The organism is Streptosporangium sp. NPDC003464, from assembly GCF_053588315.1.
The window spans coordinates 1-25,998 of record NZ_JBSFPS010000132.1 but is presented as its reverse complement, the minus strand read 5'-3'; the positions used below and the strand labels follow the sequence as shown (position 1 = coordinate 25,998).

At 74.2% G+C, this 25,998-nt stretch carries 26 protein-coding genes; 20 read left to right on the top strand and 6 right to left on the bottom strand.

All coding sequences use genetic code 11. From position 1 onward, the window contains the following. Nucleotides 1-704 precede the first annotated feature (704 nt). Nucleotides 705-3,065 carry a carbamoyltransferase HypF gene (gene hypF / locus ACWDS7_RS26875; RefSeq protein WP_451931536.1) on the bottom strand — a complete coding sequence of 787 codons (2,361 nt, stop codon included), beginning with the start codon at nucleotides 3,063-3,065 and terminating at the stop codon, nucleotides 705-707. 169 nt (nucleotides 3,066-3,234) lie between these two features. Between hypF and ACWDS7_RS26870 the strand changes: the two genes are divergently transcribed. The 16 genes from ACWDS7_RS26870 (at nucleotide 3,235) to ACWDS7_RS26795 (ending at nucleotide 15,114) form a co-directional block, all read left to right on the top strand. Continuing rightward, on the top strand, nucleotides 3,235-3,867 hold the full coding sequence (locus ACWDS7_RS26870; RefSeq protein WP_451931535.1) for a D-sedoheptulose-7-phosphate isomerase: 633 nt from the start codon (nucleotides 3,235-3,237) through the stop codon (nucleotides 3,865-3,867). Continuing rightward, complete coding sequence (locus ACWDS7_RS26865) at nucleotides 3,864-4,097, top strand: HypC/HybG/HupF family hydrogenase formation chaperone (protein WP_306875002.1); 234 nt, start codon at nucleotides 3,864-3,866, stop codon at nucleotides 4,095-4,097. The genes ACWDS7_RS26870 and ACWDS7_RS26865 overlap by 4 nt, the downstream gene beginning before the upstream one ends. Continuing rightward, nucleotides 4,084-4,761, top strand: a complete 678-nt coding sequence (locus ACWDS7_RS26860; RefSeq protein ID WP_451931534.1) for a D-sedoheptulose-7-phosphate isomerase — start codon at nucleotides 4,084-4,086, stop codon at nucleotides 4,759-4,761. Before ACWDS7_RS26865 ends, ACWDS7_RS26860 begins: the two co-directional genes overlap by 14 nt. A 124-nt stretch (nucleotides 4,762-4,885) precedes the next feature. Then, nucleotides 4,886-5,962: an NADH-quinone oxidoreductase subunit B family protein gene (locus ACWDS7_RS26855; RefSeq protein ID WP_306874997.1), complete on the top strand. Its 1,077-nt coding sequence runs from the start codon at nucleotides 4,886-4,888 to the stop codon at nucleotides 5,960-5,962. Nucleotide 5,963: 1 nt separating this feature from the next. After that, nucleotides 5,964-7,772 (top strand): nickel-dependent hydrogenase large subunit, encoded by a 1,809-nt coding sequence (locus tag ACWDS7_RS26850; RefSeq protein ID WP_306874995.1) that lies wholly within the window; start codon nucleotides 5,964-5,966, stop codon nucleotides 7,770-7,772. A 66-nt stretch (nucleotides 7,773-7,838) separates the two neighbouring features. Beyond that, nucleotides 7,839-8,399, top strand: coding sequence for a NifU family protein (locus ACWDS7_RS26845; protein WP_451931533.1), 561 nt, complete (start codon nucleotides 7,839-7,841; stop codon nucleotides 8,397-8,399). After that, nucleotides 8,396-9,037 (top strand): DUF5947 family protein, encoded by a 642-nt coding sequence (locus ACWDS7_RS26840; RefSeq protein ID WP_451931532.1) that lies wholly within the window; start codon nucleotides 8,396-8,398, stop codon nucleotides 9,035-9,037. Before ACWDS7_RS26845 ends, ACWDS7_RS26840 begins: the two co-directional genes overlap by 4 nt. Continuing rightward, complete coding sequence (locus tag ACWDS7_RS26835) at nucleotides 9,027-9,662, top strand: DUF6084 family protein (protein WP_451931531.1); 636 nt, start codon at nucleotides 9,027-9,029, stop codon at nucleotides 9,660-9,662. Before ACWDS7_RS26840 ends, ACWDS7_RS26835 begins: the two co-directional genes overlap by 11 nt. After that, complete coding sequence (locus ACWDS7_RS26830) at nucleotides 9,659-11,005, top strand: hypothetical protein (RefSeq protein ID WP_451931530.1); 1,347 nt, start codon at nucleotides 9,659-9,661, stop codon at nucleotides 11,003-11,005. Before ACWDS7_RS26835 ends, ACWDS7_RS26830 begins: the two co-directional genes overlap by 4 nt. Beyond that, nucleotides 11,002-11,517, top strand: coding sequence for a hydrogenase maturation protease (locus tag ACWDS7_RS26825; protein ID WP_451931529.1), 516 nt, complete (start codon nucleotides 11,002-11,004; stop codon nucleotides 11,515-11,517). Before ACWDS7_RS26830 ends, ACWDS7_RS26825 begins: the two co-directional genes overlap by 4 nt. Beyond that, nucleotides 11,511-11,615, top strand: coding sequence for a DUF6893 family small protein (locus tag ACWDS7_RS26820; RefSeq protein ID WP_370879767.1), 105 nt, complete (start codon nucleotides 11,511-11,513; stop codon nucleotides 11,613-11,615). The genes ACWDS7_RS26825 and ACWDS7_RS26820 overlap by 7 nt, the downstream gene beginning before the upstream one ends. A 91-nt stretch (nucleotides 11,616-11,706) precedes the next feature. Then, nucleotides 11,707-12,099, top strand: a complete 393-nt coding sequence (locus ACWDS7_RS26815) for a hydrogenase maturation nickel metallochaperone HypA/HybF (RefSeq protein ID WP_306874979.1) — start codon at nucleotides 11,707-11,709, stop codon at nucleotides 12,097-12,099. Next, nucleotides 12,074-12,325: a HypC/HybG/HupF family hydrogenase formation chaperone gene (locus tag ACWDS7_RS26810; RefSeq protein WP_451931528.1), complete on the top strand. Its 252-nt coding sequence runs from the start codon at nucleotides 12,074-12,076 to the stop codon at nucleotides 12,323-12,325. Before ACWDS7_RS26815 ends, ACWDS7_RS26810 begins: the two co-directional genes overlap by 26 nt. A 6-nt stretch (nucleotides 12,326-12,331) precedes the next feature. Further along, nucleotides 12,332-13,456 carry a hydrogenase formation protein HypD gene (hypD, locus tag ACWDS7_RS26805; RefSeq protein WP_451931527.1) on the top strand — a complete coding sequence of 375 codons (1,125 nt, stop codon included), beginning with the start codon at nucleotides 12,332-12,334 and terminating at the stop codon, nucleotides 13,454-13,456. Next, nucleotides 13,456-14,676 carry a hydrogenase expression/formation protein HypE gene (hypE, locus tag ACWDS7_RS26800; RefSeq protein ID WP_451931526.1) on the top strand — a complete coding sequence of 407 codons (1,221 nt, stop codon included), beginning with the start codon at nucleotides 13,456-13,458 and terminating at the stop codon, nucleotides 14,674-14,676. The genes hypD and hypE overlap by 1 nt, the downstream gene beginning before the upstream one ends. Before the next feature lie 27 nt (nucleotides 14,677-14,703). Beyond that, a complete protein-coding gene (locus ACWDS7_RS26795) occupies nucleotides 14,704-15,114 on the top strand; it encodes a hypothetical protein (RefSeq protein ID WP_451931525.1) in 411 nt (136 codons plus the stop codon). A gap of 114 nt (nucleotides 15,115-15,228) precedes the next feature. Here the strand turns inward: ACWDS7_RS26795 and ACWDS7_RS26790 are convergent, their stop codons facing one another. Next, on the bottom strand, nucleotides 15,229-15,396 hold the full coding sequence (locus tag ACWDS7_RS26790; RefSeq protein ID WP_451931524.1) for a hypothetical protein: 168 nt from the start codon (nucleotides 15,394-15,396) through the stop codon (nucleotides 15,229-15,231). Continuing rightward, nucleotides 15,393-18,803 carry a BTAD domain-containing putative transcriptional regulator gene (locus ACWDS7_RS26785; protein ID WP_451931523.1) on the bottom strand — a complete coding sequence of 1,137 codons (3,411 nt, stop codon included), beginning with the start codon at nucleotides 18,801-18,803 and terminating at the stop codon, nucleotides 15,393-15,395. The genes ACWDS7_RS26790 and ACWDS7_RS26785 overlap by 4 nt, the downstream gene beginning before the upstream one ends. A gap of 339 nt (nucleotides 18,804-19,142) precedes the next feature. On the opposite strand from ACWDS7_RS26785, the gene crtI reads away from it, so the two are divergent. Genes crtI through plsX form a run of 3 tightly spaced genes read left to right on the top strand, consistent with a single transcriptional unit; the run spans nucleotide 19,143 to nucleotide 22,575 of the window. Next, entirely contained in the window at nucleotides 19,143-20,663 is a 1,521-nt protein-coding gene (crtI, locus tag ACWDS7_RS26780) for a phytoene desaturase family protein (RefSeq protein WP_451931522.1), read from the top strand. Then, entirely contained in the window at nucleotides 20,660-21,559 is a 900-nt protein-coding gene (locus ACWDS7_RS26775) for a phytoene/squalene synthase family protein (protein WP_451931521.1), read from the top strand. The genes crtI and ACWDS7_RS26775 overlap by 4 nt, the downstream gene beginning before the upstream one ends. Nucleotides 21,560-21,603: 44 nt before the next feature. Beyond that, the gene (plsX, locus tag ACWDS7_RS26770) at nucleotides 21,604-22,575 is read left to right on the top strand and encodes a phosphate acyltransferase PlsX (RefSeq protein ID WP_451931520.1); all 972 of its coding nucleotides are present in this window, start codon (nucleotides 21,604-21,606) and stop codon (nucleotides 22,573-22,575) included. A gap of 164 nt (nucleotides 22,576-22,739) precedes the next feature. Here plsX and ACWDS7_RS26765 read toward each other — a convergent pair whose 3' ends face one another. Next, nucleotides 22,740-23,402, bottom strand: a complete 663-nt coding sequence (locus ACWDS7_RS26765) for a spheroidene monooxygenase (protein WP_451931519.1) — start codon at nucleotides 23,400-23,402, stop codon at nucleotides 22,740-22,742. A 40-nt stretch (nucleotides 23,403-23,442) separates the two neighbouring features. Between ACWDS7_RS26765 and ACWDS7_RS26760 the strand changes: the two genes are divergently transcribed. Continuing rightward, nucleotides 23,443-24,060: a glycerol-3-phosphate acyltransferase gene (locus ACWDS7_RS26760; protein WP_451931518.1), complete on the top strand. Its 618-nt coding sequence runs from the start codon at nucleotides 23,443-23,445 to the stop codon at nucleotides 24,058-24,060. On the opposite strand, the gene ACWDS7_RS26755 is transcribed toward ACWDS7_RS26760, so the two are convergent. Both ACWDS7_RS26755 and ACWDS7_RS26750 read right to left on the bottom strand, forming a co-directional pair. Next, entirely contained in the window at nucleotides 23,990-25,138 is a 1,149-nt protein-coding gene (locus ACWDS7_RS26755) for a glycosyltransferase (protein WP_451931517.1), read from the bottom strand. The genes ACWDS7_RS26760 and ACWDS7_RS26755 overlap by 71 nt on opposite strands. Beyond that, the coding region (locus tag ACWDS7_RS26750; RefSeq protein WP_451931516.1) for a phytoene desaturase family protein at nucleotides 25,135-25,998 on the bottom strand (864 nt) is incomplete at its 5' end. The genes ACWDS7_RS26750 and ACWDS7_RS26755, both read right to left, overlap by 4 nt.

The window sequence follows — 25,998 nt, the reverse complement described above, 5'->3', positions numbered from 1 at the left end:
GGGCCGGGCCGCCGCGGGTGGCGGACCCCGGCCGAGGCGGCCCGGCCCTGCGGGCGTATCTGCCGCTCCTGCTGGTCGCCGGCACGCTGGGCGCGCTCGCCTTCGCCGTGGAGAACGCCCACCAGAGCTGGAGCGCGGTCTACCTGGCGGACATGCTGCGCGCCGACCCCGTGCTCGCCGCCGCGGGACCCGCGGTCTTCGCCGCCGTCGTCGCCGCCACCCGGTTCGCCGCCGGCTCCCTGCCGTCCGGCCACGCCATGACCGTCCTGATCCTCGGCGCGGTCACGGCGGCGGCGGGGACGGCCGTGCTGGCCGTCTCCGCGTCCGTCCCGGCGGCGCTGCTCGGCCTCGCCCTGGCCGCCGCCGGCACCGCCGTGCTGTTCCCGACCCTGCTCAGCATGGCCTCCGCCGGTATCCGGGACTCCGTGCGGGGAGCCGCCACGTCGGTCGTGAGCACCGTGGCCTACCTGGGCTTCCTCGCGGGGCCGGTATACGTGGGCCACTGGGCCCAGGCCGCGGGGCTGCCGGGCGCGATGCTGGCGGTTTCCGTGCTCGCCGGGGCGCTGGCCCTGCTGACGTGGCCGGCGCTGCGGGCCGTCGCCCGGCCGGGGACGGGCGGCGGCCGTCCGGCCGGGGAGCCTCCCGGGGAGGCCGGCGGGTCCCGGCCGGGGTCCTGGGACGGCCGTCCGGCCGGAGCGCCGTCCTCAGCGGAGGTCGCGTGCGGCGGCCACGACGGCCTGGCCGAGGCTGAGACCCCCGTCGTTGGGAGGGACGCGCCGGTGGGTCAGCACCCGGAAGCCGCGCAGCCGGAGCGCCTGGACGAGCCTGCCGAGCAGTAACCGGTTCTGGAAGACGCCGCCGGACAGGGCGACCGTCCCGATGCCGGTGCCGGAGCGGAGCCGGGCGCAGCTCGCCGCGGCGGCCTCGGCGAGCCCGTTGTGGAAGCGGGCGGAGACGGCCGCCGGGCCGGTCCCGGCGCGCAGGTCCTCGACGACGGCCCGGACGAGGTCGCCGGTCCGGATCGTCAGCAGCCCGCCGTCGCCGTGGAGCCCGACCGGGTAGGCGGACTCCTCGCCGGGATCGGCCCGCTGCTCCAGCGCGATCGCGGCCTGTCCCTCGTAGGTGACGGTGTCGCGGAGCCCGAGGATCGCCGCGACGGCGTCGAACAGCCGCCCGGCGCTGGAGGTCAGCGGGGAGTTCACCCCGGACCTGGCCAGCGCCACCACCTCCGCCCAGCCCCGGTGGCGGGAGCTCACCGCCAGACCGTCGGGCGGCGCGCCGTCGTAGGCGTCGTCCAGGTGCGCGGCGGCCATCCGCCAGGGCTGCCTGATCGCCGCCGTGCCGCCGGGCAGCGGCACCGGCGTCAGGCGGCCGGCCCGGGTGAAGCCGGTGAGGTCGGCGACCAGGAGCTCGCCGCCCCACAGGGTGCCGTCGGTGCCGTAGCCGAGGCCGTCGAAGGCCACGCCGATGACGGGCCCGGTCTCCTGGTTGTCGGCCAGGCAGGAGGCGATGTGCGCGTGGTGGTGCTGGACCCCCACCAGGTCGGCCCCGTCCACGTCGTGGGCGTATTTGGTGGACAGGTACTCCGGGTGGAGGTCGTGCGCGACGACCAGCGGCGTGATGCCGAGCAGCCGCCGGAAGTGGTCGATCCCCTCCGTGAACGAGCGGAGCGTCTCGTAGTTCTCCAGGTCGCCGATGTGGTGGGAGACGAAGGCGCGCTCGCCCGCGGCGAGGCAGAAGGTGTTCTTCAGCTCCGCCCCGCACGCCAGCACCGCCCGCCGTACGGGGCACGGGAGCCGCAGGGGCTCGGGGGCGTATCCCCGTGACCTCCGCAGCGGGATCGCGCGCCCTCCGGCCGCGAGGACCACCGAGTCGTCGGCGCGGACGTGGATCGGGCGGTCGTGGGTGAGGAAGCGGTCGGCGACGCCGGCGAGCCGGGTGAGCGCCTCGCGGTCCCGGTGGGCGATGGGCTCGTCGGAGAGGTTGCCGCTGGTCAGGACGTACGGCCGGCCGACCTCCCTGGCGAGCAGGTGGTGCACGGGCGTGTAGGGCAGCATGAGGCCGAGCCGGCGCTCGCCCGGCGCCACGGCCCCGGCCACCGGGGCGCCGGGGCGGCGGGGCAGCAGCACGATCGGCCGGCGAGGGCCGGCGAGCAGCCGCTCGGCGTCGCCGTCCAGCTCGCACAGCGCGCGTGCGGCGTCGAGGTCGGCGACCATGACGGCGAACGGCCTGTCCTCGCGGTGCTTGCGCGAGCGCAGGGCCCGCACCGCGTCCTCATCGGTGGCGTCGGCCGCCAGGTGGTAGCCGCCGAGGCCCTTGACGGCCAGGACGCCGCCGGAGCGCACCAGCTCGGCCGCGAGCCCGACCGGATCGCCGCCGCCGCCGTCACCGTTACCGCCGCCGTCACTATCACCGCCGCCGCCGTCACCGCCGCCGCCGTCACCGGCGACGGGGCGGCCGTCCGCGCCGAGCAGCCGCAGCGCCGGGCCGCAGGCCGGACAGCAGATCGGCTGGGCGTGGAACCTGCGGTCGTGCGGATCGAGGTATTCGGCCGTGCACTCGGCGCACATGGCGAACCCGGCCATCGTCGTGGCCGGCCGGTCGTAGGGGACGTCCCGGACGATGGTGAACCTCGGCCCGCAGTTGGTGCAGTTGATGAAGGGATGGCGGTGGCGGCGGTCGGCCGGGTCGAACAGCTCGGCCAGACAGTCGGCGCACGTCGCGACGTCGGGGGAGATCAGCGCCGTCCTCCCGCTCCCCGCCCGGCTGGCGGCGATGCGGAAGCCGCGGTCGCCGCGCGCGGGTATGGCGGTGACGGTGACGCGGTGGATCACCGCCAGCGGCGGAGGATGGCCCCGCAGGTCCTCCTGGAAGCGCGCCACGTTCTCGCGCGTCCCCTCCGCCTCGATGAACACGCCCTCGCCGTCGTTGCCCACCCACCCCGACAGGGCCAGCCGCCGGGCCAGGGAGTGGACGTGGGGGCGGAACCCCACCCCCTGCACGATCCCCTCGACCCGGATCCTGATCCGCGTCCGGGACGCGGCCCGGGTCCCTCCGGTGCTCATCCGGCCATCTTCCCGGCCTCCCCCGGGCCGGTGGCGGCGGACGCGCGCGGCCCCGGAGAGAAGGTTGCGCCCATGATCAGACCTTTACTCCGGTTTGTAGCGGTGAAGGTGTCGAGTCCGCGAACACTCACCGTAATCTGACGACTACCGTAAATAACGGAGTGTCTACATGTCAGTGACATCGACCATGCAACTAGCCGTCGGTGAGGCCTTCGCCCGGCGCGAGCGTGCCGGACTCGCCCTCGCCGAGGACTCCGCGCGCATCGCGCGGGCCTGCCAGGACATGGCGGCCCGCTTCCACCGGGGCGGGAAGCTGATCGTCTTCGGCAACGGCGGCGGCGGCACGGACGCGGCCCACATCGCGGTCGAGTTCATGCACCCGGTCATCGTGGGCAAGAGGGCCCTGCCCGCCGTGGCGCTGAGCAACGACGCCGCCACGGTCAGCGGGGTGAGCAGCCGTGAGGGACTGGCCGAGACCTTCGCCCACCAGGTGCACCGCTGGGCGGACCCGGCCGACATGGCGCTGGGCGTCTCCCGCGACGGCCGGTGCGAGAACGTCCTGCGCGGCCTGGAGATGGCCAAGACGCTGGGCCTGTTCACCCTCGCCCTGACCGGCGGAGACGGCGGCCCCATCGGGCGGAGCCCGGCGGCCGACCACGTCCTGACCGTCGCCTCGGACGACCCCGCCGTGGTCAAGGAGATCCACGTCACCGCCTACCACGTGCTGTGGGAGCTGGTCCACGTGTTCTTCGAGCAGTCCGGCCCGCTCGCCGACGGGGCGCGCAGCGGGGCGACCCCATGACCGGCCCCGCTGACTGTCCGGCCGGCACGTGCCTCACCTGCTCCGACGAGGCCGTGCCGATGACGGTGGTCCGGCTGATGGACCCCGACCTGGCGGTGGCCCGCACCGGCGCTGTCACCGAGGAGGTGAGCGTGGCGCTGGTCGACGCGGCGGTGGGCGACACCGTCCTCGTGCACGCCAAGGAGGCCATCGCCGTGATCGCGAAAGGAGACGGTGATGAGCACGCTTGAGGAGCCGCGGGCCGAGGGAGTGCGGGACCTGTACCCCTTCCTCTACGAGAGCCGGGCCGACGTCGAGTCGGTGCTGGCGCAGGCGTGCCGGTCCACCGAGGAGAAGGCGGCCGAGATCGTACGGCTGCGCTGGCAGGTGGCCGAGGCGTCGGCCGACGCCCTCATGGAGTGCGCCGAGGAGATGGCGCTCCGCTTCGCCTCCGGCGGGCGGCTGTTCGCCTTCGGCAACGGCGGCAGCAGCACCGACGCCCAGGAGATGGCCACCGCCTTCCTCCACCCGCCCTACGGACTGTCGCTGCCCGCCCTCTCCCTGACCAGCGACGTCGCCGTGGTCACCGCCCTCTCCAACGACGTGGGGTTCGACGTCGTCTTCGCGCGTCAGCTGGCGGCGCTGGGGCGGCACGGTGACATCGCCGTCGGCCTGTCGACGAGCGGCGGCTCCGCCAACGTCGTCCAGGCGTTCGAGGAGGCCACGCGCAGGGGCATGCTCACCATCGGCCTGACCGGGGAACAGGGGGGCCGGCTGGCCGAGCTCGACCTGCTCGACTACCTGTTCGCGGTCCCCTCGTCGTCGGTGCACCGCATCCAGGAGGCCCAGACGACGGTCTACCACGTGCTGTGGGAGCTCACCCAGCACGCGCTGGGGGCGGCCCCCGACTCATAGGCCCGCCGCACCGGCCGATCCGCCGCCGGTGATCCCGGCAGAAGGGACGCGTCATGAGCCGTACCGCACAGGCCCCCCGCACCGAGAACGACCGATCGCCATCGACGAGGAGTGGGGAGGCGGGATGACAGCGCCGACGGAATCAGCGGGCGGCAGGCCGCGGGAGCAGGAAGAGCCGGTCGTCCACATTCTCTGGATCAACGCCGGGCTGAGCTGTGACGGCGACTCCGTCGCCCTCACCGCGGCGATGCAGCCGAGCATCGAGGAGATCGTGCTGGGCGCGCTCCCCGGGCTGCCCCGGATCGCGGTGCACTGGCCGCTGATCGACTTCGAGTCCGGCCCGATGCAGGGCGCGGACGTGTTCATCGAGTGGTTCTTCAAGGCCGACCGGGGGGAGCTCGACCCCTTCGTGCTGGTGGTGGAGGGCTCGATCCCGAACGAGTCGATCAAGCAGGAGGGTTACTGGTGCGGGTTCGGCAACAACCCGGAGACCGGCCAGCCCATGACCACCAGCGAGTGGCTGGACCGGCTGGCGCCCAAGGCGACGGCGGTGCTGGCGGCCGGCACCTGCGCGACCTACGGCGGGATCCACGCGATGGCCGGCAACCCCACCGGGGCCATGGGCGTCGCCGACTACCTGGGCTGGGACTGGAGGTCGAAGGCCGGGCTGCCGATCGTCAACGTCCCGGGCTGCCCGATCCAGCCGGACAACCTGTCGGAGACGATCCTCTACCTGCTCTACCAGGTGTCCGGCCAGGCGCCCATGATCCCGCTGGACGACGCGCTCCGTCCGACGTGGCTGTTCGGCCAGACCGTGCACGAGGGCTGCGACCGGGCGGGCTACTACGAGCAGGGGCAGTTCGCCACCGAGTACGGCTCGCCCAAGTGCCTGGTCAAGATCGGCTGCTGGGGGCCGGTGGTCAAGTGCAACGTGCCCAAGCGCGGCTGGATGAACGGCATCGGCGGCTGCCCCAACGTGGGAGGGATCTGCATCGCGTGCACGATGCCCGGGTTCCCGGACAAGTTCATGCCGTTCATGGACGAGCCGCCGGGCGCCCGGGTGTCGTCGACGATCAGTGGCGCCTACGGCGGTGTGATCCGCACCCTGCGCTCGATCACCCTCAAGACAGTCGACAAGGAGCCGAAGTGGCGCAAGAAGGGCCGCGAGCTGCTCACCGGTTACAAGGCGTCCTGGAGATGAAATGAAGACCTCACCGAGACCAGGGCAGCCCGGCCCGCAGGGCCAGCCGCGCGAGCTGGTCGAGATGTCCTGGGATCCCATCACGCGGATCGTCGGGAGCCTGGGCATCTACTGCAAGGTCGACTTCAAGAACCGGCAGGTGGCCGAGTGCTACAGCACCTCGTCGATCTTCCGCGGCTACAGCATCTTCATGAAGGGCAAGGACCCGCGGGACGCGCACTTCATCACCAGCCGGATCTGCGGGATCTGCGGCGACAACCACGCCACCTGCTCGGTCTACGCCCAGAACATGGCCTACGGCGTCCGGCCGCCGGCGCTGGGGGAGTGGATCCTCAACTGCGGTGAGGCCGCCGAATACATGTTCGACCACAACATCTACCAGGAGAACCTGGTGGGGGTCGACTACTGCGAGAAGATGGTGCGCGAGACCAACCCCGGCGTGCTGGCCCAGGCCGAGCGGACCGAGGCCCCGCACGCGGCCGACCACGGCTACCGGACCATCGCCGACATCATGCGCTCGCTGAACCCCCTGGAGGGGGAGTTCTACCGCGAGGCGCTGGCGATGAGCCGCACCACCAGGGAGATGTTCTGCCTGATGGAGGGGCGGCACGTGCACCCCTCCACGCTCTACCCCGGCGGGGTGGGCACGGTCGCGACGGTGCAGTTGTTCACCGACTACCTGAGCCGGCTGACGCGCTACGTGGAGTTCATGAAGCGCGTGGTGCCCATGCACGACGACCTGTTCGACTTCTTCTACGACGCGCTGCCCGGCTACGAGGAGGTCGGGCGCAGGCGCGTGCTGCTGGGGTGCTGGGGCACCTTCCAGGATCCGGCGCACTGCGACTTCACCTACGAGAACATGAGCGCCTGGGGGCGCGAGATGTTCGTCACCCCGGGTGTGATCGTCGACGGCAGGCTCGTCACCAACGACCTGGTGGACATCAACCTCGGCATCCGGATCCTGCTGGGCAGCTCCTACTACGACGACTGGCAGGGGCAGGAGCCGTTCGTCACCCACGACCCGCTGGGCAACCCGGTCGACATCCGCCACCCGTGGAACCAGCACACCATCCCGCGCCCGCAGAAACGCGACTTCAACGACAAATACAGCTGGGTGATGTCGCCCCGCTGGTTCGACGGGCAGGACATGCTCGCCCTGGACACCGGCGGCGGCCCGATCGCCCGGCTCTGGTCGACCGCGCTGTCGGGCAAGGTGGACATCGGCTATGTCAAGGCCACCGGCCACAGCGTGCAGATCAACCTGCCGCGCACGGCCACGCGGCCGGAGAAGACGTTCGAGTGGAAGATCCCCGAGCGCAACGGTGAGCTGCTGTCCAACGCGCTCGAACGCAACCGGGCCCGCACCTACTTCCAGGCCTACGCGGCGGCGTGCGCGCTGCACTTCGCCGAGCAGGGCCTGGCCGAGGTGCGCGCGGGACGCACCCAGACCTGGGCGCCGTTCACCGTCCCCGACGAGGCGATCAGCTGCGGCTTCAGCGAGGCGGTCCGGGGCGTGCTCTCCCACCACATGGTGATCAGGGACGGCCGGATCGCCAACTACCACCCGTACCCGCCGACGCCCTGGAACGCGAGCGTCCGCGACGTCAACGGCGTGCCGGGGCCGTACGAGGACGCGGTGCAGAACACCCCGATCTTCGAGGAGAACCCGCCGGAGAACTTCAAGGGCATCGACATCATGCGCGCCGTGCGCAGCTTCGACCCCTGTCTGCCGTGCGGGGTCCACATGTACCTCGGCGGCGGCAAGGAACTGCGCAAGCTGCACACCCCCCATGCCGCCAGCACCCTGTGATCGATCGGCCGCCGGGGAGCCGTCGGCTCCTCGGCGTGAGGACTGAGGAAAGGTGGCCCGGGCACAATGCTGCAAGCCCATGACGTCCAGGCGGCCGGCGGCCGCGTCGAGACGCTGATCGCCGAACTCGCCACGCTCAGCGATCCCGCGACACGCGCCAAGGCCGAGGAACTCGTCCGGGTCCTGGTCGAGCTGTACGGCGCCGGTCTGGAACGCGTCGTCGAGATCGTCACCGAGACCGAGGCGGCGGAGGTGCTCCACCGCCTCGCCGGCGACGACCTCGTCTCAAGCCTGCTCGTGCTGCACGACCTGCATCCGCTGAGCACCGCCGAGCGCGTCCGCGAGGCGCTCGACGGCGTCCGGCCCCGCCTCGGGCTGGGCGAGGACGGCATCGAGCTGCTCGGTGTGGACGAGGCCGGGGTCGTCCGGCTGCGGCTGCGGGGCACCTGCCACGGCTGCCCCTCCTCGCGCTCCGCCGTCACCGACGCCATCGAACGCGCCGTCGTCCAGGCCGCGCCGGAGGTGTCCGGGGTGGACGTCGAGGAGCAGGCCGGCGACCGGGCGCCGCTGCTGCAGATCCAGCGGCACCGGCCCGGCCCGTGCCCGGAGCCGGAGAAGATCCCGTGACGGCCACCGGGCTGCGCCGCTTCCGCGGGCCCCGGCAGGCGCCGGTGGCGCGGTGCGACCTGTGCGCCGAGCCGGCCGGCGAGGACCACGGCCACGTGGTGAACCTCGAGAGCCGGGCGCTGCTGTGCGCCTGCCGGGCCTGCCGCCTGCTGTTCGACCACGGCGCGGGCGCCCGCGGGCGCTACCGCGCGGTGCCGGAGCGCTACCTCTACGCCCCGTCGTTCAGCGTCGGCGCGGCCGACTGGGAGGAGCTCCAGATCCCGGTCCGCACGGCGTTCTTCTTCCGCAACTCCGCGCTCGACCAGATGGTCGCCTTCTACCCGAGCCCCGCGGGGGCGACGGAGTCCCTGCTCCCGATGGAGACCTGGGAGCGCGTCATGAAGGCCAACCCGATGCCGGCCGACGTCCTGCCGGACGTCGAGGCGTTCCTGGTGGACCGCCGGCCGGAGGGCGGCACCGCCTGTTACCTGGTGCCGATCTCCGCCTGCTACGAGCTCGTCGGCCTGGTGCGGCTGCACTGGAAGGGCTTCGGCGGCGGCCAGGAGGCGTGGGAGGCCATCGAGGGCTTCTTCGCGGAGCTGCGCGGCCGCAGCCGTGTCGTGCCGGCCGGAGCCGGAGGACAAGACGATGACCGATGAGCTCCGTTTCGCCTGCGTGGGCGCGAGGGCCGAGCCGCACGCGGCCTTCCCGACGCTGGTCTTCCGGCTGCGGATCACCGAGCCGTCCCCCGACGGGGTGCACGCCGTCGCGCTGCGCTGCCAGATCCGGGTGGAACCGCACCTCAGGCGGTACGTCCCGGCGGAGGCGGAGCTGCTGGAGGACCTCTTCGGAGACCCCTCGCGCTGGGGCGACACGCTGAAACCCCTGCAGTTCGCCAACGTCTCGGTCACCGTCCCCGCCTTCACCGGGACCACCGAGATCGACCTGCCCGTGCCCTGCAGCTACGACCTGGAGGTGGCCGCGGGCAAATACTTCGCCGCGCTGGACGGCGGCGAGGTCCCCCTCCTGCTGCTCTTCAGCGGCACCGTGTTCGCCCGGGCGGAGAACGGTTTCGCCGTGGGACAGGTGCCGTGGCACTGCGAGGCCCGCCACGGGCTCCCGGTGACCGTCTGGCGGGAGCTGATGGACCGCTACTTCCCCGGGACCGGATGGCTGAGGCTGCGCCGGGACACCCTGCGGGCCCTGCACCGCTTCAAGACCGGACGCGCCCTGGCGACGTGGGACGCGGCGGTGGAACAACTACTCAAGGAGACGCCGGGGTGAGCGTGCCGATGGAGATCGCCCGGCGGGTGGCCGACGCGGTGCTGTACGAGGGCTACCTGCTCTACCCCTACCGGGCGTCGGCGGCCAAGAACCGGGTGCGCTGGCAGTTCGGGGTGCTCGTGCCCCCGGGGTTCTCCGCCACCGCCGAACCCTCCTCCAGCGTGACCGAATGCCTCCTCGAACGGGCCGACGACGCCGTGGTCCGCCTGCGCCTGCGGTTCCTGCACGTCAGGACCCGCAGCGTCGAGCGGGCCGAGGACGGCGGCCACCGGCCGGTGGAGGAGCTGACCAGCGGCGGCCGGACCTACCTCACCTTCGAGGAGGCGACCGAGCGCGAGGTGGAGGCCGTACTGCCCGTCGCCGCCCTGCTCGGCGCCGAACGGACGGTCGAGGTGCGCCTCCCCGGAGACCGCTCGGCCGAGCTGATCCTCGCCCCGTCCGGCGAACGGGAGGGCCGCGTCGTCTCCGAGCACCTGCCGCTGCAGGCGGTGCTCAGAGCCGGGGCCGAGCGGGTGCCGGGCCCGTACGGCCTGATCAGGCTGCGCGTCCGGGTGGAGAACACCTCCGGCTGGACCGGGCCGGACGCGACGCGCGAGCAGGCGCTGCGGCGCTCGCTGATCTCGGCGCACCTGCTCGTCGGGGTGACCGGAGGCGCCTTCGTCTCCCTGCTCGATCCGCCGGAGTGGGCCCGGCCGGCGGCGGAGGACTGCCGCAACGAGCACACCTGGCCCGTGCTCGTCGGCGAGCCCGGCCACCGCGACGTGGTGCTGTCCTCGCCGATCATCCTGTACGACTACCCGGACATCGCCCCGGAGAGCCCGGGCGAGCTGTTCGACTCCACCGAGATCGACGAGATGCTCCACCTGCGCACCATCACCCTCACCGAGGAGGAGACGCGGCAGGCCAGGGCGACCGACCCCCGGGCGGCCCGGCTCATCGACATGGTCGGTGACATGCCGCCCGAGATGGTGGAGCGGCTCCACGGCGTGATCCGCTACCTGGGCGCGCCCGCGCGGGAGGCCGGCACGCCCTGGTGGGACCCGGGGGCCGACCAGGGCGTGTCGCCGGACACCGACAGCGTGGTCGTCTCCGGGGTGGAGGTCACCCGGGGGAGCCGGGTCCGGCTGGTCCCCGGCAGGCGCCGCGCCGACGCCCACGACATGTTCCTGGCCGGCCGGACCGCCCGGGTGGAGGCCGTGCTCCTCGACCTCGACGGGGCCCGGCACCTGGCCGTCACCCTGGAGGGGGACCCGGGCGCGGACCTGCACCGATCCCACGGCCGTTTCCTCTACTTCGCCCCCGACGAGGTCGAGCCGCTGGAGAACGGGGAGGCCATCGCATGAGGGTCCTCGTCGCGGGGGTCGGGAACGTGTTTCTCGGCGACGACGGCTTCGGCGTCACGGTGGCCAGGCGGCTGGCGGGCACGGAGCTGCCCGACGGGGTCCTGGTCACCGACTTCGGCATCCGCGGCGTCCACCTCGCCTACGAGCTCACCGGCGGCGGCTACGACGCCACGATCCTCCTCGACGCGGCCTCGCGCGGCAGCCCGCCCGGCACGCTGTACGTGCTGGAGCCGTCGCCCGGCGAGTGCCCGGGGTCCTTCGTCGACGCCCACGCCATGACGCCCGAGTCGGTGCTCGCGCTGGCGGACACGCTCGGCGGCGTGACCGGCCGGGTCCTGCTCGTCGGCTGCGAGCCCGCCGACCTGTCACCCGGCATGGAGCTGAGCGCCCCGGTCGCCGGCGCCGTCGGCGCGGCGGTGAACCTGGTCCGGGAGCTGCTCCTGGAGCTGGTCGGGCAACAGACCGCGCCGGTGCGCGCCGGCACGGGTCACGAGGAGGAACGCACATGCTGAAACGTCTGATCGTCGGAGCGCTCGTCGCCGGGGTGGCGGTGCTGGTCGTCCAGTCGATCCCCGACATCAAGCGCTATCTGCGGATCAGGAAGATGTGACGGCCCCGACGCCTGCGCATCTGACGGCGGGCCGTGCCACGGCCCGGTGGAACGACAAGTGGGACCGAACGGAACGAGGTGAAGTTCAGCCATGCATGAATTCGGGATCGCGGAGGCGATCCTCGACGCGGTGGAGAGACGGGCGGCCGGTCGGCGGGTGGAGCGGGCGAGGGTGCACGCGGGTGCCCTGCTCCGCATCACGGAGCCGGTGATCAACCAGGCGTTCGCCATGGTCGCGGACGGATCGCTGGCCGAGGGCGCGAAGGTGGACCTGGTCATCGTCCCGGTGCAGCTGCTGTGCCGCTCCTGCGGGCAGACGGCCGCCTCCGTCGACCCCTTCGCCACCTGCCCCGAATGCGGCGGCACCGATATCGACACCGAGGGCGGCGACGACCTCGTCCTCGAATCCATCCAGATGGCGGAGGCCGCTCATGTGCCTGGGGATCCCCGGCGAGATCGTGGAAATCCTGTCGGACCGTCCTGACCTGGCGATGGTCGACGTCAGCGGGGTACGGCGGGCGATCAACATCGGCCTGCTGGAGGAGGAGTCCCTCATCCCCGGCGACTGGATCCTCATCCACGTCGGGTTCGCGCTGTCGAAGATCGACGAGGTGGAGGCCCGGGCCGCGCTCGACTTCCTCGAAAGCATCGGCGAGGCGTACGAGGACGAGATCGCGGCTCTCCGCGAATCCATGATCGAGCAGGGGTGAGGTCGGATGCGCTTCGTCGACGAATACCGTGACGCCGCCAAGGCCCGGGCGCTGGCCGAGCGGATCGCCGCGCTGTGCGAGCCCGGCCGCGCCTACAAGTTCATGGAGGTGTGCGGCGGGCACACCCACACCATCTACAAGCACGGGCTGGAGGACTACCTGCCCGAGGCCGTCACGCTCGTGCACGGCCCGGGCTGCCCCGTCTGCGTCATCCCGATGGGAAGGGTGGACGACGCCATCCACATCGCCGGGCAGCCGGATGTGATCATGACGTCGTTCGGCGACATGATGCGCGTCCCCGGCGGGAAGGGCTCCTTCCTCGACGCCAAGGCGCGGGGGGCCGACATCCGCATGGTCTACTCCCCGCTGGACGCCCTGAAGATCGCGCGGCAGAACCCCGGCAGGCGCGTGGTCTTCATGGCGATCGGATTCGAGACCACCGCCCCCTCGACGGCGATGACCGTCCTGCGCGCGGCCGCCGAGGGGATCGACAACTTCTCGATCTTCTGCAACCACGTGACGATCATCCCGGCGATCAAGGCGATTCTGGACTCGCCCGACCTGCGCCTGGACGGCTTCGTCGGGCCGGGCCACGTCTCGGCCGTCATCGGCTGCCGGCCGTACGGGTTCATCGCGCGCGAGTACGGCAAGCCCCTGGTGGTGGCCGGTTTCGAGCCGCTCGACGTGCTCCACACGGTCTACCGGATCCTCGCGCAGCTCGCCGAGGGCCGGGCGGAGGTGGACAACCAGTACGCCCGGGTGGTGCCGTGGGAGGGCAACCCCAAGGCCCTGGGCGTCATCAACGAGGTGATGGAGCCGCGGCCGTACTTCGAATGGCGGGGACTGGGGTTCATCTCGCACTCGGCGCTCAGGGTGCGGGAGCGGTACGCCGCCTTCGACGCCGAACGGATCTTCCAGATCCCCGGCGGGCGGGTGGCCGACCCCAAGGCGTGCCAGTGCGGCGAGGTGCTCAAGGGCGTGCTCAAACCCTGGGAGTGCAAGGTGTTCGGCACCGCCTGCACCCCGGAGACCCCGATCGGCACCTGCATGGTGTCGTCCGAGGGCGCGTGCGCGGCGTACTACAACTTCGGCCGTTTCTCGCGCGAGCGGGTCAAGGAGGCGACCCACTGATGGACACCGAGGAAGGCGCCGCCCTCCGGGCGGAGGGCGCGGCACCCGAGAGCGGTCTCGCCGGCCTCACCGGCCTCACCGGCCAGGAGAGGCCGGCCCCTCAGACGCCCACCTGCCCGGCGCCCGGGCAGCGGGTCCGGCGGGGCGGTGCGGTCCCGGGCCGCGAGCAGGAGGTCCTGGACCGGATCGAACGGGTGCGCCGCGGCAGGGCCCGGGTCCGGGAGGACCTGATCACCCTCGCGCACGGCGCCGGCGGCAAGGCCACCCACACCCTGATCGAGGCGGTGTTCCTGGAGGCGTTCCGCAACCGGCTGCTGGAGCCCCTGGAGGACGGCGCGGTCGCCGACGGGCTCGCCTTCACCACCGACTCGTACGTGGTGACGCCGCTGTTCTTCCCGGGCGGGGACATCGGCGACCTGGCTGTCAACGGCACCGTCAACGACCTGGCGATGTGCGGGGCGCGCCCCCGCCACCTGTCGGCCGCCTTCATCATCGAGGAGGGCTTCCCCGTCGCCGACCTGCGGCGCATCACCGCCTCCATGGCGGCGGCGGCGCGGGCGGCGGACGTGTGGATCGTCACCGGCGACACCAAGGTCGTGGAGAAGGGCAAGGCCGACGGCTGCTACATCACCACCTCGGGCGTCGGGACGGTGGAGCGGCCGGTCCGGCTGAGCGCCGCCGCCGCCCGGCCCGGCGACGCGGTCATCGTGTCCGGCCCGATCGGCGAGCACGGCGTCACCGTCATGCTGGCCAGGGGAGAGCTCGACATCCAGGCCGACCTCACCTCCGACACCGCGCCCCTCAACACGCTGACCGCCCGGCTGCTGGACGCCTGCGGCGACGGGCAGGTGCGGTGCCTGCGCGACGCCACCCGCGGCGGGGTGGCGACGGTCGTCAACGAGATCGCCGCGGCCTCCGAGGTCGCGGTCGTGCTCGAAGAGGACGCGATCCCGGTGTGCCCCGCCGTACGCGGGGCATGTGAGCTGCTGGGGATCGACCCGCTCTACGTGGCGTGCGAGGGCCGGATGGTCGCGGTGGTGGCCCAGCGGTCCGCCGAGGCCGCGCTGGCCGCCCTGCGCTCTCATCCGCTCGGCTCCGCCGCGGCCGTCATCGGGCGGATCGCCGACGACCCGCCCGGGCTGGTCCTGCTGAAGACCTCCTTCGGCGGCACCCGCATCGTCGACCTGCTGGTCGGTGACCCCCTGCCGAGAATCTGCTGAAAATCCGAAATCCCATGGGGGCTGGACATGAACGAGCCACGTGAATCAGAGGACGCGGGCCGGTTCGAGGGAGAAGAGCACGGTTACTCCCCTGACGTGGGGCACGCGAGCGAAGAGGTGGTGCAGGCGGGCAACCGGGCGTGGGGGCCGCCGCCGGAGGACAAGGGACCCGGCCGTGAGGTGTCGGAGGAGGAGCGCGAAGGGGTCTCCGCCACCGACACCGAGCCCGAGGGCCCTTCCGGCGTCGGCGTCAGCACGTCCCGGCGGGGCGAGGAGATCGCGGCCAAGGAGGGGGAGGAGGGCCGCGGGACGGCCGGTGTCGACGAGAGGACGGGACGCCCCTACGGCACCTCCGGCCCCGAGGACGCCACCGGCGTCGCCCCCCAGGAGACCGTCGAGGAGGAGAGCCCGCACCTGCCTCCGGGCGACACCTCCTGAACCCGTCCGGATGCCGGACCGAGAGGGACGCCTTCCGAGCCCACCCCGCGTGGCGGGCCGCCGGGCCGCGGAGGGTGCCCGCCGCCCGGCGGGGTGCCGATCAGCCGGTCACCCTCAGCGCCGGCCGGTCACGTCGAGGGGCGCCCGGTCGTGTCCGAAGCCGGTCACGTTGAAGGTCGTCCGGTAACCCTCAGCGCCGCCGGTCATGTTGAAGGTCGCCCGGTCGTGTCCGAGGCCGGTCACGTTGAAGGTCGTCCGGTAACCCTCAGCGCCGCCGGTCACGTCGAGGGGCACCCGGTCGTGTCCGAGGCCGGCCGGTCACGCTGAGGGCCGGTTCCCGATCCCGGACCCGCGGTCATCGCCCGGTCGCGCCAGGCCATCAGCCCGGCCTGGCTGGCCAGCCGTGCCACCGCCGCCAGGTGCCAGGAGGCGGCGGTGTGGTCGCCGACGGCGGAGGCGAGCAGGGCGAGGAACCAGTCGACGGGGCCCACGCAGATCACCGCGGACAGGGCGGCGACGCGTCCGCTGTAGGGCAGCAGCGCCGAGTAGCTCACCTGGCAGGCCGAGACGTCGCCGACAGCCGCCTGGGCCGCCGCCTGCAGGCAGCTCGTGCTCAGCCACGACCAGTCCCGGGGCGGGGGGCGCCAGCCCTCCTCCGCCAGCCGCCCGGCCTCCTCGACGCGGCCCTGGGCACACAGTTGCAGCACCCGGGCGTCGTGATCCAGGGAGGGGTGGATCCCGCTGATGGCGTCGATGAGCGGCCCGGTCCCGGCCATCGTGTCCCGCTGGTAGTTCAGGGCCAGGCGGCCCATGGCCACGAGCCCGCCCGCGTGCCACACCCCGACCCGCTCGGCCTGGCGCCCGGCCTCGCCGAACAGCGTCTCGGCCTCGTCGAACCGGCCGGCCAGGGCCAGCCGGTGGGCCCGCCACATGGTGTGCTGGAAGCGCGGCCAGGGCAGCGGCAGCCGTTCCAGCATGGCCTCGCAGCGCGCGGCGGCCCGGTCCGCCCCCGCGAGGTCGGCCAGCTCCAGCCTGAAGTGCGTGTACAGCATCTGGGCGAGCAGCGTGAAGCCGGGCACCCGGGTGCGCAGCGCCAGATCCTCCAGCTCGTCGGCGATCTCCAGCAGTTCGGGGATGTGCAGCGGCTGGGGCAGCGACAGGTGCCGGGCGTTGAGCATCCGCATCAGCAGCTGCGGGTCGCCCAGCCGGCGGGCCATCTCGACCGCCTCGGCGGAGAGGGAACGGCAGCGCGGGTCGTCGGTCCCGTCGTAGAGCTCCTGGGCCAGGCCGCCCAGCAGGCGGGCCCGTTCGGGGCTGTCGGTGGCGGGCAGCTCGCGCAGGGCGGCCTCGAAGCGGTGCACGAGCCGCAGCTCCACCGCCTCGTACGGGTTGCGGAGCGTCCAGATCGTGGGGGCGTCCAGCGCCGTCAGCGCGCGTGCGGTCAGCTCGGGGCCCGCCCCGGCGCGGTCGGCGGCCCGTACGGCCTCCGCCCGCGCCTGCCGCGCGCCCAGCGCGTCCCCGGCCTCCAGCAGGGCGCGGACCTGCCGCAGCAGCAGCTCCACGTGGTCGATCGGGTCGCCCGCCGAGGCGCCGTGCGCGGCGACGGCCCGGCCCCACCAGACGGCGGCCTCCTCGTAGGCCAGGCGCAGGCTCGCCTGCTGGGCGGCGGCCACCGCCCAGCGCGCGGCGGCGGTGTGCGCGGCCGGGCCGGCCTCCACCGCGTGATGGGCGATCACGGCCACGTCGGTGCCCGGCCGGGTGGCCAGGACGGCCATCGCCTCCCGGTGGACCATCGCCTTGCGCAGCGGCGGGATCCCGCCGACGAGGGTCTCCCTGACCAGGTCGTGGACGAAGGCCATCCGGTTGCCGCGCGGGACCGTCAACCCGGCCCGGGCGGCCCGGTCCAGCGTGTCGTAGACCTTCGCCCGGCACGCCTCGGGCAGGGCGCCGGGACCGGATCCGTCCCGCGCCGATCTTGGGTCGAAGACGGCCTGGCACACCTCGGCGACCACGCCGGGATCGAAGTCCCGGCCGATCACCGCGGCGACCCCGAGCACCCCGCCGGTCCACCACCCCAGCGCGGCCAGCCGGCGGCGGATCAGGTCCGCCACCGCGTCGGGCACCGCCTCCAGGTCCTGGCCCTGGGCCAGCAGCCGGACGCTCTCGCGCACGAAGAACGGGTTGCCGCCGGTCCGCTCGGCCAGCCGCCCGGCGGTGGACTCGTCCACCTCGATGCCCATCCCGGCCGCCAGCTCCCGCACCGGCCCGCCCCCCAGCCCGGCCAGGCCGACCCGGAGCAGGTCGTGGCGGGCCAGCCGGCCCAGCACCTCCTGCAACGGGGGCCGCTCCTCGCTGTCGCGGAAGGCGACGACCACGGTCAGCCGGACGCCGCGCGCCGGCCCGGCGGTGAGTGTGGCCACATCGCCCAGCAGCCCGAGCGAGGCCGGGTCGGCCCAGTGCAGGTCGTCCAGGACCACCACCAGCGGCCGGATCCGGGCGGCCTGGACCAGCCAGCGGGCCACCGCCTGATGGCGGCGTAGCAGCGCCGCCTCGGTGGAGCCGGCCGGCGTCTCGTCGTCCAGCAGCCCGGCCAGCGCCCCGCGGTCCGGCGGCGGCACGCTCTCGGCGAGCGCCTGCAGCACCTGCAGCCACGGCCACAGCGGCGGGGCCCCCTCGGCGTCGTGGCAGCGGCCCCACAGCACCAGGTGACCGCGTTCGGCGCAGCGCTCGCCGAACGTCTCCAGCAGCCGGGTCTTGCCGATGCCCGGCTCGCCGCTCACCGCGGCCATGCCCACCGTCCCGCGTCCGGCCAGCGCCTCCAGCTCCGCGAGCTGCCGCTCCCGGCCGGGCAGGGCGTCGCCGCGCGGAGGGGGCGCCGGGCAGGCGGGAGACGGCGCCGGACAGGCGGCGGGCGCGACGGCGGGCGCCGGCACGCGGGGCGAGAGGAGGAGCGAGTCGGCCTGCCGGAGGATGTCGTCCTCCAGCGCCCTCAGCTCGGGCCCGGGGTCCAGGCCGAGCTCCTCGGCGAGCAGTTCCCTGGCATAGCGGAGCGCGGCCAGGGCGTCGGCCTGGCGCCCGGTACGGTACAGGGCCAGGGTGAGCAGGCACCACAGCCGCTCGCGCAGCGGATGCGCGGCCGTCTCGTCCTCCAGGAAAGTGATCACGGCCTGGGGCCGGTCGCAGGCCAGCAGCGCCTGGGCGCGCCGTTCGATCGCCACCAGGCGCAGCTCCTGGAGGCGGCGGACCTCCATGACGGCCCACGGCTCGTCGGCGAACTCGCCGTAGGGCGGGCCGTGCCAGAGCTCCATCGCCTCGTCCAGGCAGGCCAGCGCCTCGTCGGGGGAGCGAGACTCGGAACGGGCGACCAGTTCGCCGAAGCGGATCGCGTCGACGTCCGTGGCGGCGAGCAGGTAGCCGGGAGGCCGGGCGAGGAGCAGCCGGGCGGGGGTGCGCGGGGCCCGGCCGGGCTCGATGACCCGGCGCAGGTTGGAGACGTAGGACTGCAGCGTGGCGAGCGCGCTCACGGGGGGCGCGCCGCCGTACAGGTCGTCGATCAGGGTGTCCGTGGAGACGACCGCCCCGCGCGCGAGCAGCAGCCGGCTCAGCACCGCACGTTGGCGCGGGCCGCCGAGCTCGACGGGCACCCCGCCGTCACGGACTCCGACCGCACCGAGAACCCGGAACTCCATCCCCACCCTCCCGGTCCCGCCACGGTGACAGGCCGCCGTGGTGGGACGGCTGCCGTATGCGTGACGCGCCACCGTTGTGCGGCGCGCCGGCGCGGGGAGCCCCTTCGGGGCCACTCCGCTCCGGGGCGTCACCCCCCAGCCTGGAACCATAGGTCCGCGACCCGCCGGACCTCGTCCGCCGCCAGGGTGATCTCACCTCCGCCGACCAGGTGACTGCCCCGTCGCCGCGGGCGCGTGAGACAGGCCCGCGGCCTTCCGGGGAGCCGCCTGCCGGTAGATCAACCTGGCCTTTACCTCTTCTTGCAGGCCGGGTTGATTTACCGGCAGGCGGCCCCGGGGATGGATCGCCCAAGCAAGTCGATCATCGGCCTGCGCGCGTGCGGCGGCGAGGAGGAGCTCATGAGCCCGATCGTGGTGATCGGAGCGGGGCTCGGCGGCCTGGCCGCGGCGGTCCGGCTGGCCGCGGCCGGACGGGAGGTCACGGTCGTGGAGGCCCGCGAGGTCCCGGGTGGCTGCTGCGGGACGGCGAGCGTGGGGGACTACCGTTTCGACACCGGCCCGTCGGTGCTGACCATGCCGGACGTGCTGGCCGAGGTCTTTGCCGCCGCGGGCGAGGAGATGGCGGACGTCCTCCCGCTACGGCGGCTGGACCCCTACTACCGGCTGCGCTACCACGACGGCTCCCACCTGGACATCGTGCCCGGCGAGGAGGCGATGATCGAGCAGGTGCGCCGGCTGTGCGGCGGCGCCGAGGCGGACAGGTACCGGCGGTTCCGGGCCACGATCGGCGGGCTGTTCGCCTGCGAATGGCCCTCCTTCATCGACCGCGACATGACGCGGCTGCGGAGCCTGGTCCAGCCGGGAGTGCTGGCGCGGCTGGCCGCCCTGGGCGGGTTCCGGCGGCTCGACCGCCTGGTGAGAAGCCACCTCACCGACGCGCGGCTGATCAAGGCGCACACCTTCCAGTCCCTGTATGTGGGGCTGTCCCCCCAGCGGGCGCTCGGCGTCTACGCGGTGATCGCCCACATGGACACGGTCGGCGGGGTCTTCTTCCCCCGCCACGGCGGCATGCACGCCATCCCGCGGGCCATGGCCGCCGTGGCGGAGCGGGCCGGAGCGCGGATCAGGTACGGCGTGCGGGCCGTCGAGGTCGAGACCGGCTCCCACGGAGTCAGCGCGGTCCGGCTCGACACCGGTGAGCGCCTCGCCGCCCGGCACGCCGTGGTCGCCTGCGACCTGCCCCGCGCCCACGCCGGGCTGCTGCCCGCCGGGGCGCGCGACTGGCGGCTGCGCCGCCCCCGGTACTCGCCCTCCTGCCTGGTCCTCCACTTCGGCCTCGACCGGCGGCTCACCGGGCAGGCACACCACACCCTGCACTTCGGCCGGGGATGGAGCTCCACCTTCTCCGCCCTGAACGCCGGCCGGCCGCAGCCCGACCCGAGCCTGCTGGTCACCTACCCCGGGTCCGACGCCGGCGCCGCGCCCCCCGGCCACGCCACGCTCACCGTGCTGGAGCCGACCGCCAACCTGAGCGGCGCGGACGGCTGGGACGGGCTCACCTCCCGGCTGGAGGAGCGCCTGCTGGGCAGGCTGGCCGGGCTCGGGTACGGCGACCTGACCTCCGCCCTCCGCCTCACCGTCGACCCGCCCGCCTGGGCGCGGCTCGGACACTCGGCGGGCACCCCGTTCGCGATGGACCACCGCTTCACCCAGACGGCCTGGTTCAGACCGGCCGGGGCGGCCCGGCGCGTCCCCGGCCTCCACTTCGCGGGCATGTACACCGCGCCGGGAGTAGGAGTGCCGCCGGTGCTGATCTCGGGGAAACTCGCGGCCGAACGCATCCTGGAGACCTCCCGATGACGCTGACCGGCAGTTACGAGTGCTGTCGCAGGCTCAACGCCCGCCACGGCCGGTCCTACTACCTGGCGACCATGCTGCTGCCGGCCTGGAAGCGCCCCCACGTGCACGCCCTGTACGGCTTCGCCCGCTACGCCGACGAGATCGTCGACTCCTTCACGGCGACGGGCGACCGCGTGGCGGCGCTCGACGGACTGGCCGGCCGGACGGCCGGGGCGCTGGCGGGCGGCGCCGTCGACGACCCGGTGCTGCCGGCGTTCGCCCACACCGTGCGCTCGTTCGGCATCAACCGCGCCGACATCGAGGACTTCCTCCGGGCGATGCGGGCCGACCTGACCGTCAGCCGCTACGCCACCTACGACAGCCTGCTCGGCTACATGGAGGGCTCGGCGGCGGCCATCGGGACGATGATGCTGCCCGTCCTCGAACCGCTGCCCGGCATGACGGAGGCGGCCCGCGGCCCCGCCCGCGAGCTCGGACTGGCCTTCCAGCTCACCAACTTCCTGCGTGACGTGGCCGAGGACCTGGCGCGCGGCCGGGTGTACCTCCCGCTCGCCGACCTGGACAGGTTCGGCGTGGCCGAGGCCGACCTGGGAGGCGGCCACCCCACCGCCGCCCTGCGCGAGCTGCTGGCCTTCGAGATCGAGCGGGCACGGGGTCACTACCGGCTGGCGCTGGAGGGCGTCGAGCTGCTGACCCCGTCCTCACGGCCGTGCGTCCGCGCGGCCTACGAGCTGTACGGCGGCATCCTCGACCGGATCGAGGCCGCGGGCCACGACGTCCTCGGAGCCCGGGCCACCGTGCCCCGGCGCCGCAGGCTGGCCGTCTTCGCGCGGTACCTGCTTGCGGCGTCGGTGGCCGACCGGGCCGAACGCCGGGTCACGGTCCAGGTGCCCTGAACCGCGCGAGCGCAATCGTCTGTCACTGCCGTCAGGAGGATGTGATGCCGGAGCCGGTGGTCGTCGACGCGATGGGCGGAGACCACGGACCAGCCGAGACGGTCGGCGGAGCCGTCCTGGCCCGGCGGGAGCACGGCGTCCCCGTCGTGCTCGTCGGCCGGGCCGGGGAGATCCGCGCGGAGCTGGCGCGCCACGGCGCGGTGGACGAGATCGACGTGGTGCACGCCGAGGAGGCCGTCCCGATGGGGGAGCGGGGCACGGGGGTCGCCGCCTCCGGAGCCTCCAGCCTCCGGGTGGGCTGCGAGCTCCTGCGGCAGGGGGCCGGCTCGGCGCTCGTGTCGGCCGGCTCCACCGGCGCGGTCGTCTCGTGCGCCATCCGCGGCGTCGGCCGCGCGCCGGCCGTGCTCCGGCCGGCCCTGGCGATCGCCCTGCCCGCGGTGACCGGCGGCGCCACCGTGCTGATCGACGCCGGGGCGACCTCCGACCCCACGCCCGAGATGGTCGCCCAGTTCGCCCTGCTCGGCGCCTCCTACGCCCGCCTCGTGCTCGGCGCGGCCGACCCGTCGGTCGGCCTGCTGTCGATCGGCGCGGAGCCGGGCAAGGGCAACCGGCTGACCCGCAGGGTGGCGGAGCTGCTGCCGTTGCTGCCGTTGCGCTTCCAGGGCAACGTCGAGGGCCACGACGTGCTGGCCGGCGCCGTCGATGTGATCGTCACCGACGGGTTCACCGGCAACGTCGTGCTGAAGAACGTCGAGGGAGCCGTCCGGGCCGTGCTGACCCTGGTGGCGCGCTCGGGGACCGCCGCGCCGGAGGCGCTGCGGGAGGTGGCCCGCCGCTACGGGCCGGAGACCCACGGAGGGGCGGTGCTGCTCGGCCTGAGCGGCACCGTCGTCGTCGCGCACGGCTCCTCCCGCGCCGCGACGGTCGCGCGGGCCTGCGCGGTCGCGCACGACCTCGCCGGCGGCGGGGTCGCCGCCCGTCTCCGGGACCATCTCACGGCCGAGCCGGTGAATTGAACCGGTACGCGATGCGCGTGGTGAGCGGTGCGCGGTACGCGGTGCGCGTGGTGAGCGCGCACCCGCGCCCGGGACAGGGCCCGGACCCGGCTCCGGAGCGGCGCCCGGACCGACGATCGGCGAGGCCGGCGGCCGCCCGGCCCGCCCGGTCCGCCGGGGACGGGTCACGGACGGTGGCCGCCGTACCTGGCCAGGGGGTCGATCCCGTCCCAGGTCCCCTCGCTGCCGTACGGAACGAACCGGGCGAACAGTTCTTCGGAGTACCAGCCCTCCGCCCGTGTCCGCCCGATCGCCTCCCGGTGCGCCTGCCCCCGGTAGGCGAAGTCCCGTACCGCGCGGGAGTCGCGCCACAGCGAGAACGTGGCCTGCCGGGCCAGCGGCCACTCCCCGACGCCGACCGAGGCCAGGCAGCCGTCCTGCTCCCGCAGCAGGCGCTCCACCTGGGGGACCGACCGGTAGAACGGCACCAGCAGGGAGGGGCGGATCGACGCGCGGGTCAGCACGGCGACCGGCCCGCCCGTGTTCCGCCGGGAGATCTCCTCGATCGGCCCGAACGGCTCCACCCCGCCCCACCGGCCGCGCGAGGCCAGCGGCGCCAGCCGTACCTGCCAGGACTCCTCGGCCCGGCCCCGCCAGCGTGCCGCCACGGGGGAGCTCTCCAGGAAGTCCTCCAGCGCCCGCTCCCGGTTCCAGACGGCCAGCAGCGCCCAGCGCCGCAGGTCCGCGCCCAGGCTCATGGAGGCTCCGCGGCCGGAACCCAGCAGCCGCCAGAACAGCAGTCCCGCGGTGCCCGCCAGCACCGGCCGGTCGGCGGCCATGTACCGCATGGCCCCCAGGTCCGCATACCTCGTGAGGTGGAACGAAGCGATGATTCTCCTGCCCGTCGTGGTCATCGGCGGCTACCTTCTCGGGTCCGTGCCGGTCGCGGTGCCGCTCGCCCGGGCGCACGGCTTCGACCCCCGTGAGGTCGGCGACGGCAACCCCGGCTTCTGGAACGTCAAGGAGCGGCTCGGCTGGCGGGCCGCCGCACCCGTGTTCGCGGGCGACACGCTCAAGGGCGCGCTCGCCGCGCTGCTCGCCCTCGTGGCCGGCGGCCCGCACACCACCGGGCCCGGGGCGGTCGCCGGGGCCGGCGCCGTGCCGGTGTATCTGGCGGTGGCCGCCGCGATGGCCGGGCACGCCTGGCCGCTGTTCGCCGGCTTCCGGGGCGGCCGGTCGGTCCTCGTCTTCGTGGGCGGCTCCGCCGTCATCTGCCCGCCCGGATTCCTGCTCGGCGTCGCGGTCCTGATCGCGGGGGCCCTGCTGACGCGCTCCTTCGCCGTCGGCGCGCGGGCGGGCGTGTTCTGCCTGCCGCTGTTCCAGCTGCTCTTCGCGCCGGTGGAGCACGTGGCCGGGACGGGAGCGCTGATGTGCCTCATCGGGCTGCGCTTCCGGCAGGCGGCGCGGGCCGGGCGGGCGGGCCGGCCGCTCCCGCGGGAGCCGTGAGCCCGCGGGCCGCGGTGGGATAGGTACGGCCGCGCCAGCCGCGCACCGGGCGGAGCGTCGCCTGCGTCAGCCGTACGGCGGTCAGCGGGTCCAGCAGGGGTGACAGCAGCACGCCGGGGCCGGGCCGGGTGTAGCTGCCGCGCAGCGCGCCGGTCAGCGACAACCGTACGGCCAGCAGCCCCAGGTCGAGCCGGGTGGGCCGGCCGGCCGCCAGCCGCAGGACGGGCAGCGCGGCGGTCAGCCAGATCACGGCCAGGTCGGCGGTCTGCCGGCCGGGGCCGGTGACGTCGCACAGCGGCAGCGACCGCCCCCACTCCCGCCACACCTCGGCCGCCGACTCGTGCATGTCGACCTCCAGCAGACCGCCGGAGTCCAGGAAGCCGACCGCCCAGCCCGCGGCGGCCAGGGTCCGGGCCAGCGCCACGTCGTCGGTCATGTGCCCGCGGACCCGCGCGAACCCGTCGGCGGCCAGCATCGCCGTACGGCGGAAGGCCATGCACTGGCCGTTGGCCAGGACCCGGTGCGGAGCCGGGGCGACGGACGGCCCGATGGGGCCGGACCGGTAGACCAGCGTCGCCAGGAACGAGGCGTGCAGCGCCTGCTCGGCGGTCCCGCCGCAGACGAACCTGGGACCGGCGCTGACCAGGTCGTAGCGGTCCAGGGCCGCGGCCAGCGAGCCGAACAGGCCCGGCGCCGGCCGGGTGTCGGCGTCGAGCGTCACCACGATGTCGCCGCGGGCCGCCTCGACCCCCTGCCGCAGTGCCCACTGCTTGCCCACCCAGCCCTCCGGGAGGGGCGCGCCCGCGACGACCCTGGCGCCGAGATCGGCGGCCAGCCGCGCCGTGCCGTCGCCCGACTCGTCGTCGACGACGACGACCTCCGCGACGGCCGGATCGGCGAGCACGGCCGACAGGCAGGGGCCGATGCGGCGCTCCTCGTCGCGGGCCGGGACCACCACCGAGATCCGCCCGGCGGCCGTCTCGACGGGGGCCAGCGGGGGCAGCCGGCCGCGGCCGCGGGCCAGCCGTACCCCCACGGCGAGGGCGGCGGCGGCCTGGAGCGCGGTGAGCGGTCTCATCGGCGGAAGTCCGCTGCCACGAGCGAGGCGACGATGCGGCCGCCCATCGCCACCAGCGGCAGCCCGCCGCCGGGGTGCACGGAGCCGCCCACCAGATACAGGCCCCGCCGGGGCCCTCGGTTGCCGGGGCGGCGGAAAGGGGCGAACGGGCCGGCGTAGGCGCCGCCGTAGATCGCCCCGCCCCACGCGCCGTACCGCTCGCGCAGGTCGGCGGGGGTCAGCAGGTCGACGAAGCGCAGCCGCCCCGACAGGTCGTGGCCCCGGGCGGCCAGCCGCTCCAGCACCAGGTCGCGGTAGGACTCGGGGGAGATCGGCCACCGGTCCGGGTCGCGGGCCGGGACGTTGACCAGCATGACCCAGTTCTCGGCGCCGTCGGGCGCCTGCGACGGGTCGTCGACGGCCGAGCAGCCGACGTAGACGGTCGGGTCCACCGGCGGCCGGCGGCGCTCGAAGATGTCGGCGAACTCCCGCTCGTAGTCGGCGGAGAAGACGACGGAGTGGTGCGCCAGCCCTTCGGTCCGGCCCTCCACCCCGGCCAGCAGCAGGAACGCCGAGGAGGAGGCGCCCAGCGCGGCGATGCGCCGCAGCCGCCGCCGGTCCGGCAGCAGCCGCCCGTAGAGGGCCGCCGCGTCGGTGTTGGCGATCACGACGTCGGCGCCTTCGCGCTGCCCGCAGGCCAGCCGTACCCCCCGGACGCGGCTGCCGTCGGCGAGCACGTCCGTCACCTCGGCGTCGAGGGCGACCTCCACCCCCGCCTCCTCCAGCAGCAGGGCCAGGGCGTCGGCGACGCGGGGCAGCCCGCCCGGCACGTACCACCATGACGAGGATCCAGTAGAGGATCCACAGGCCGGTGAGGATCC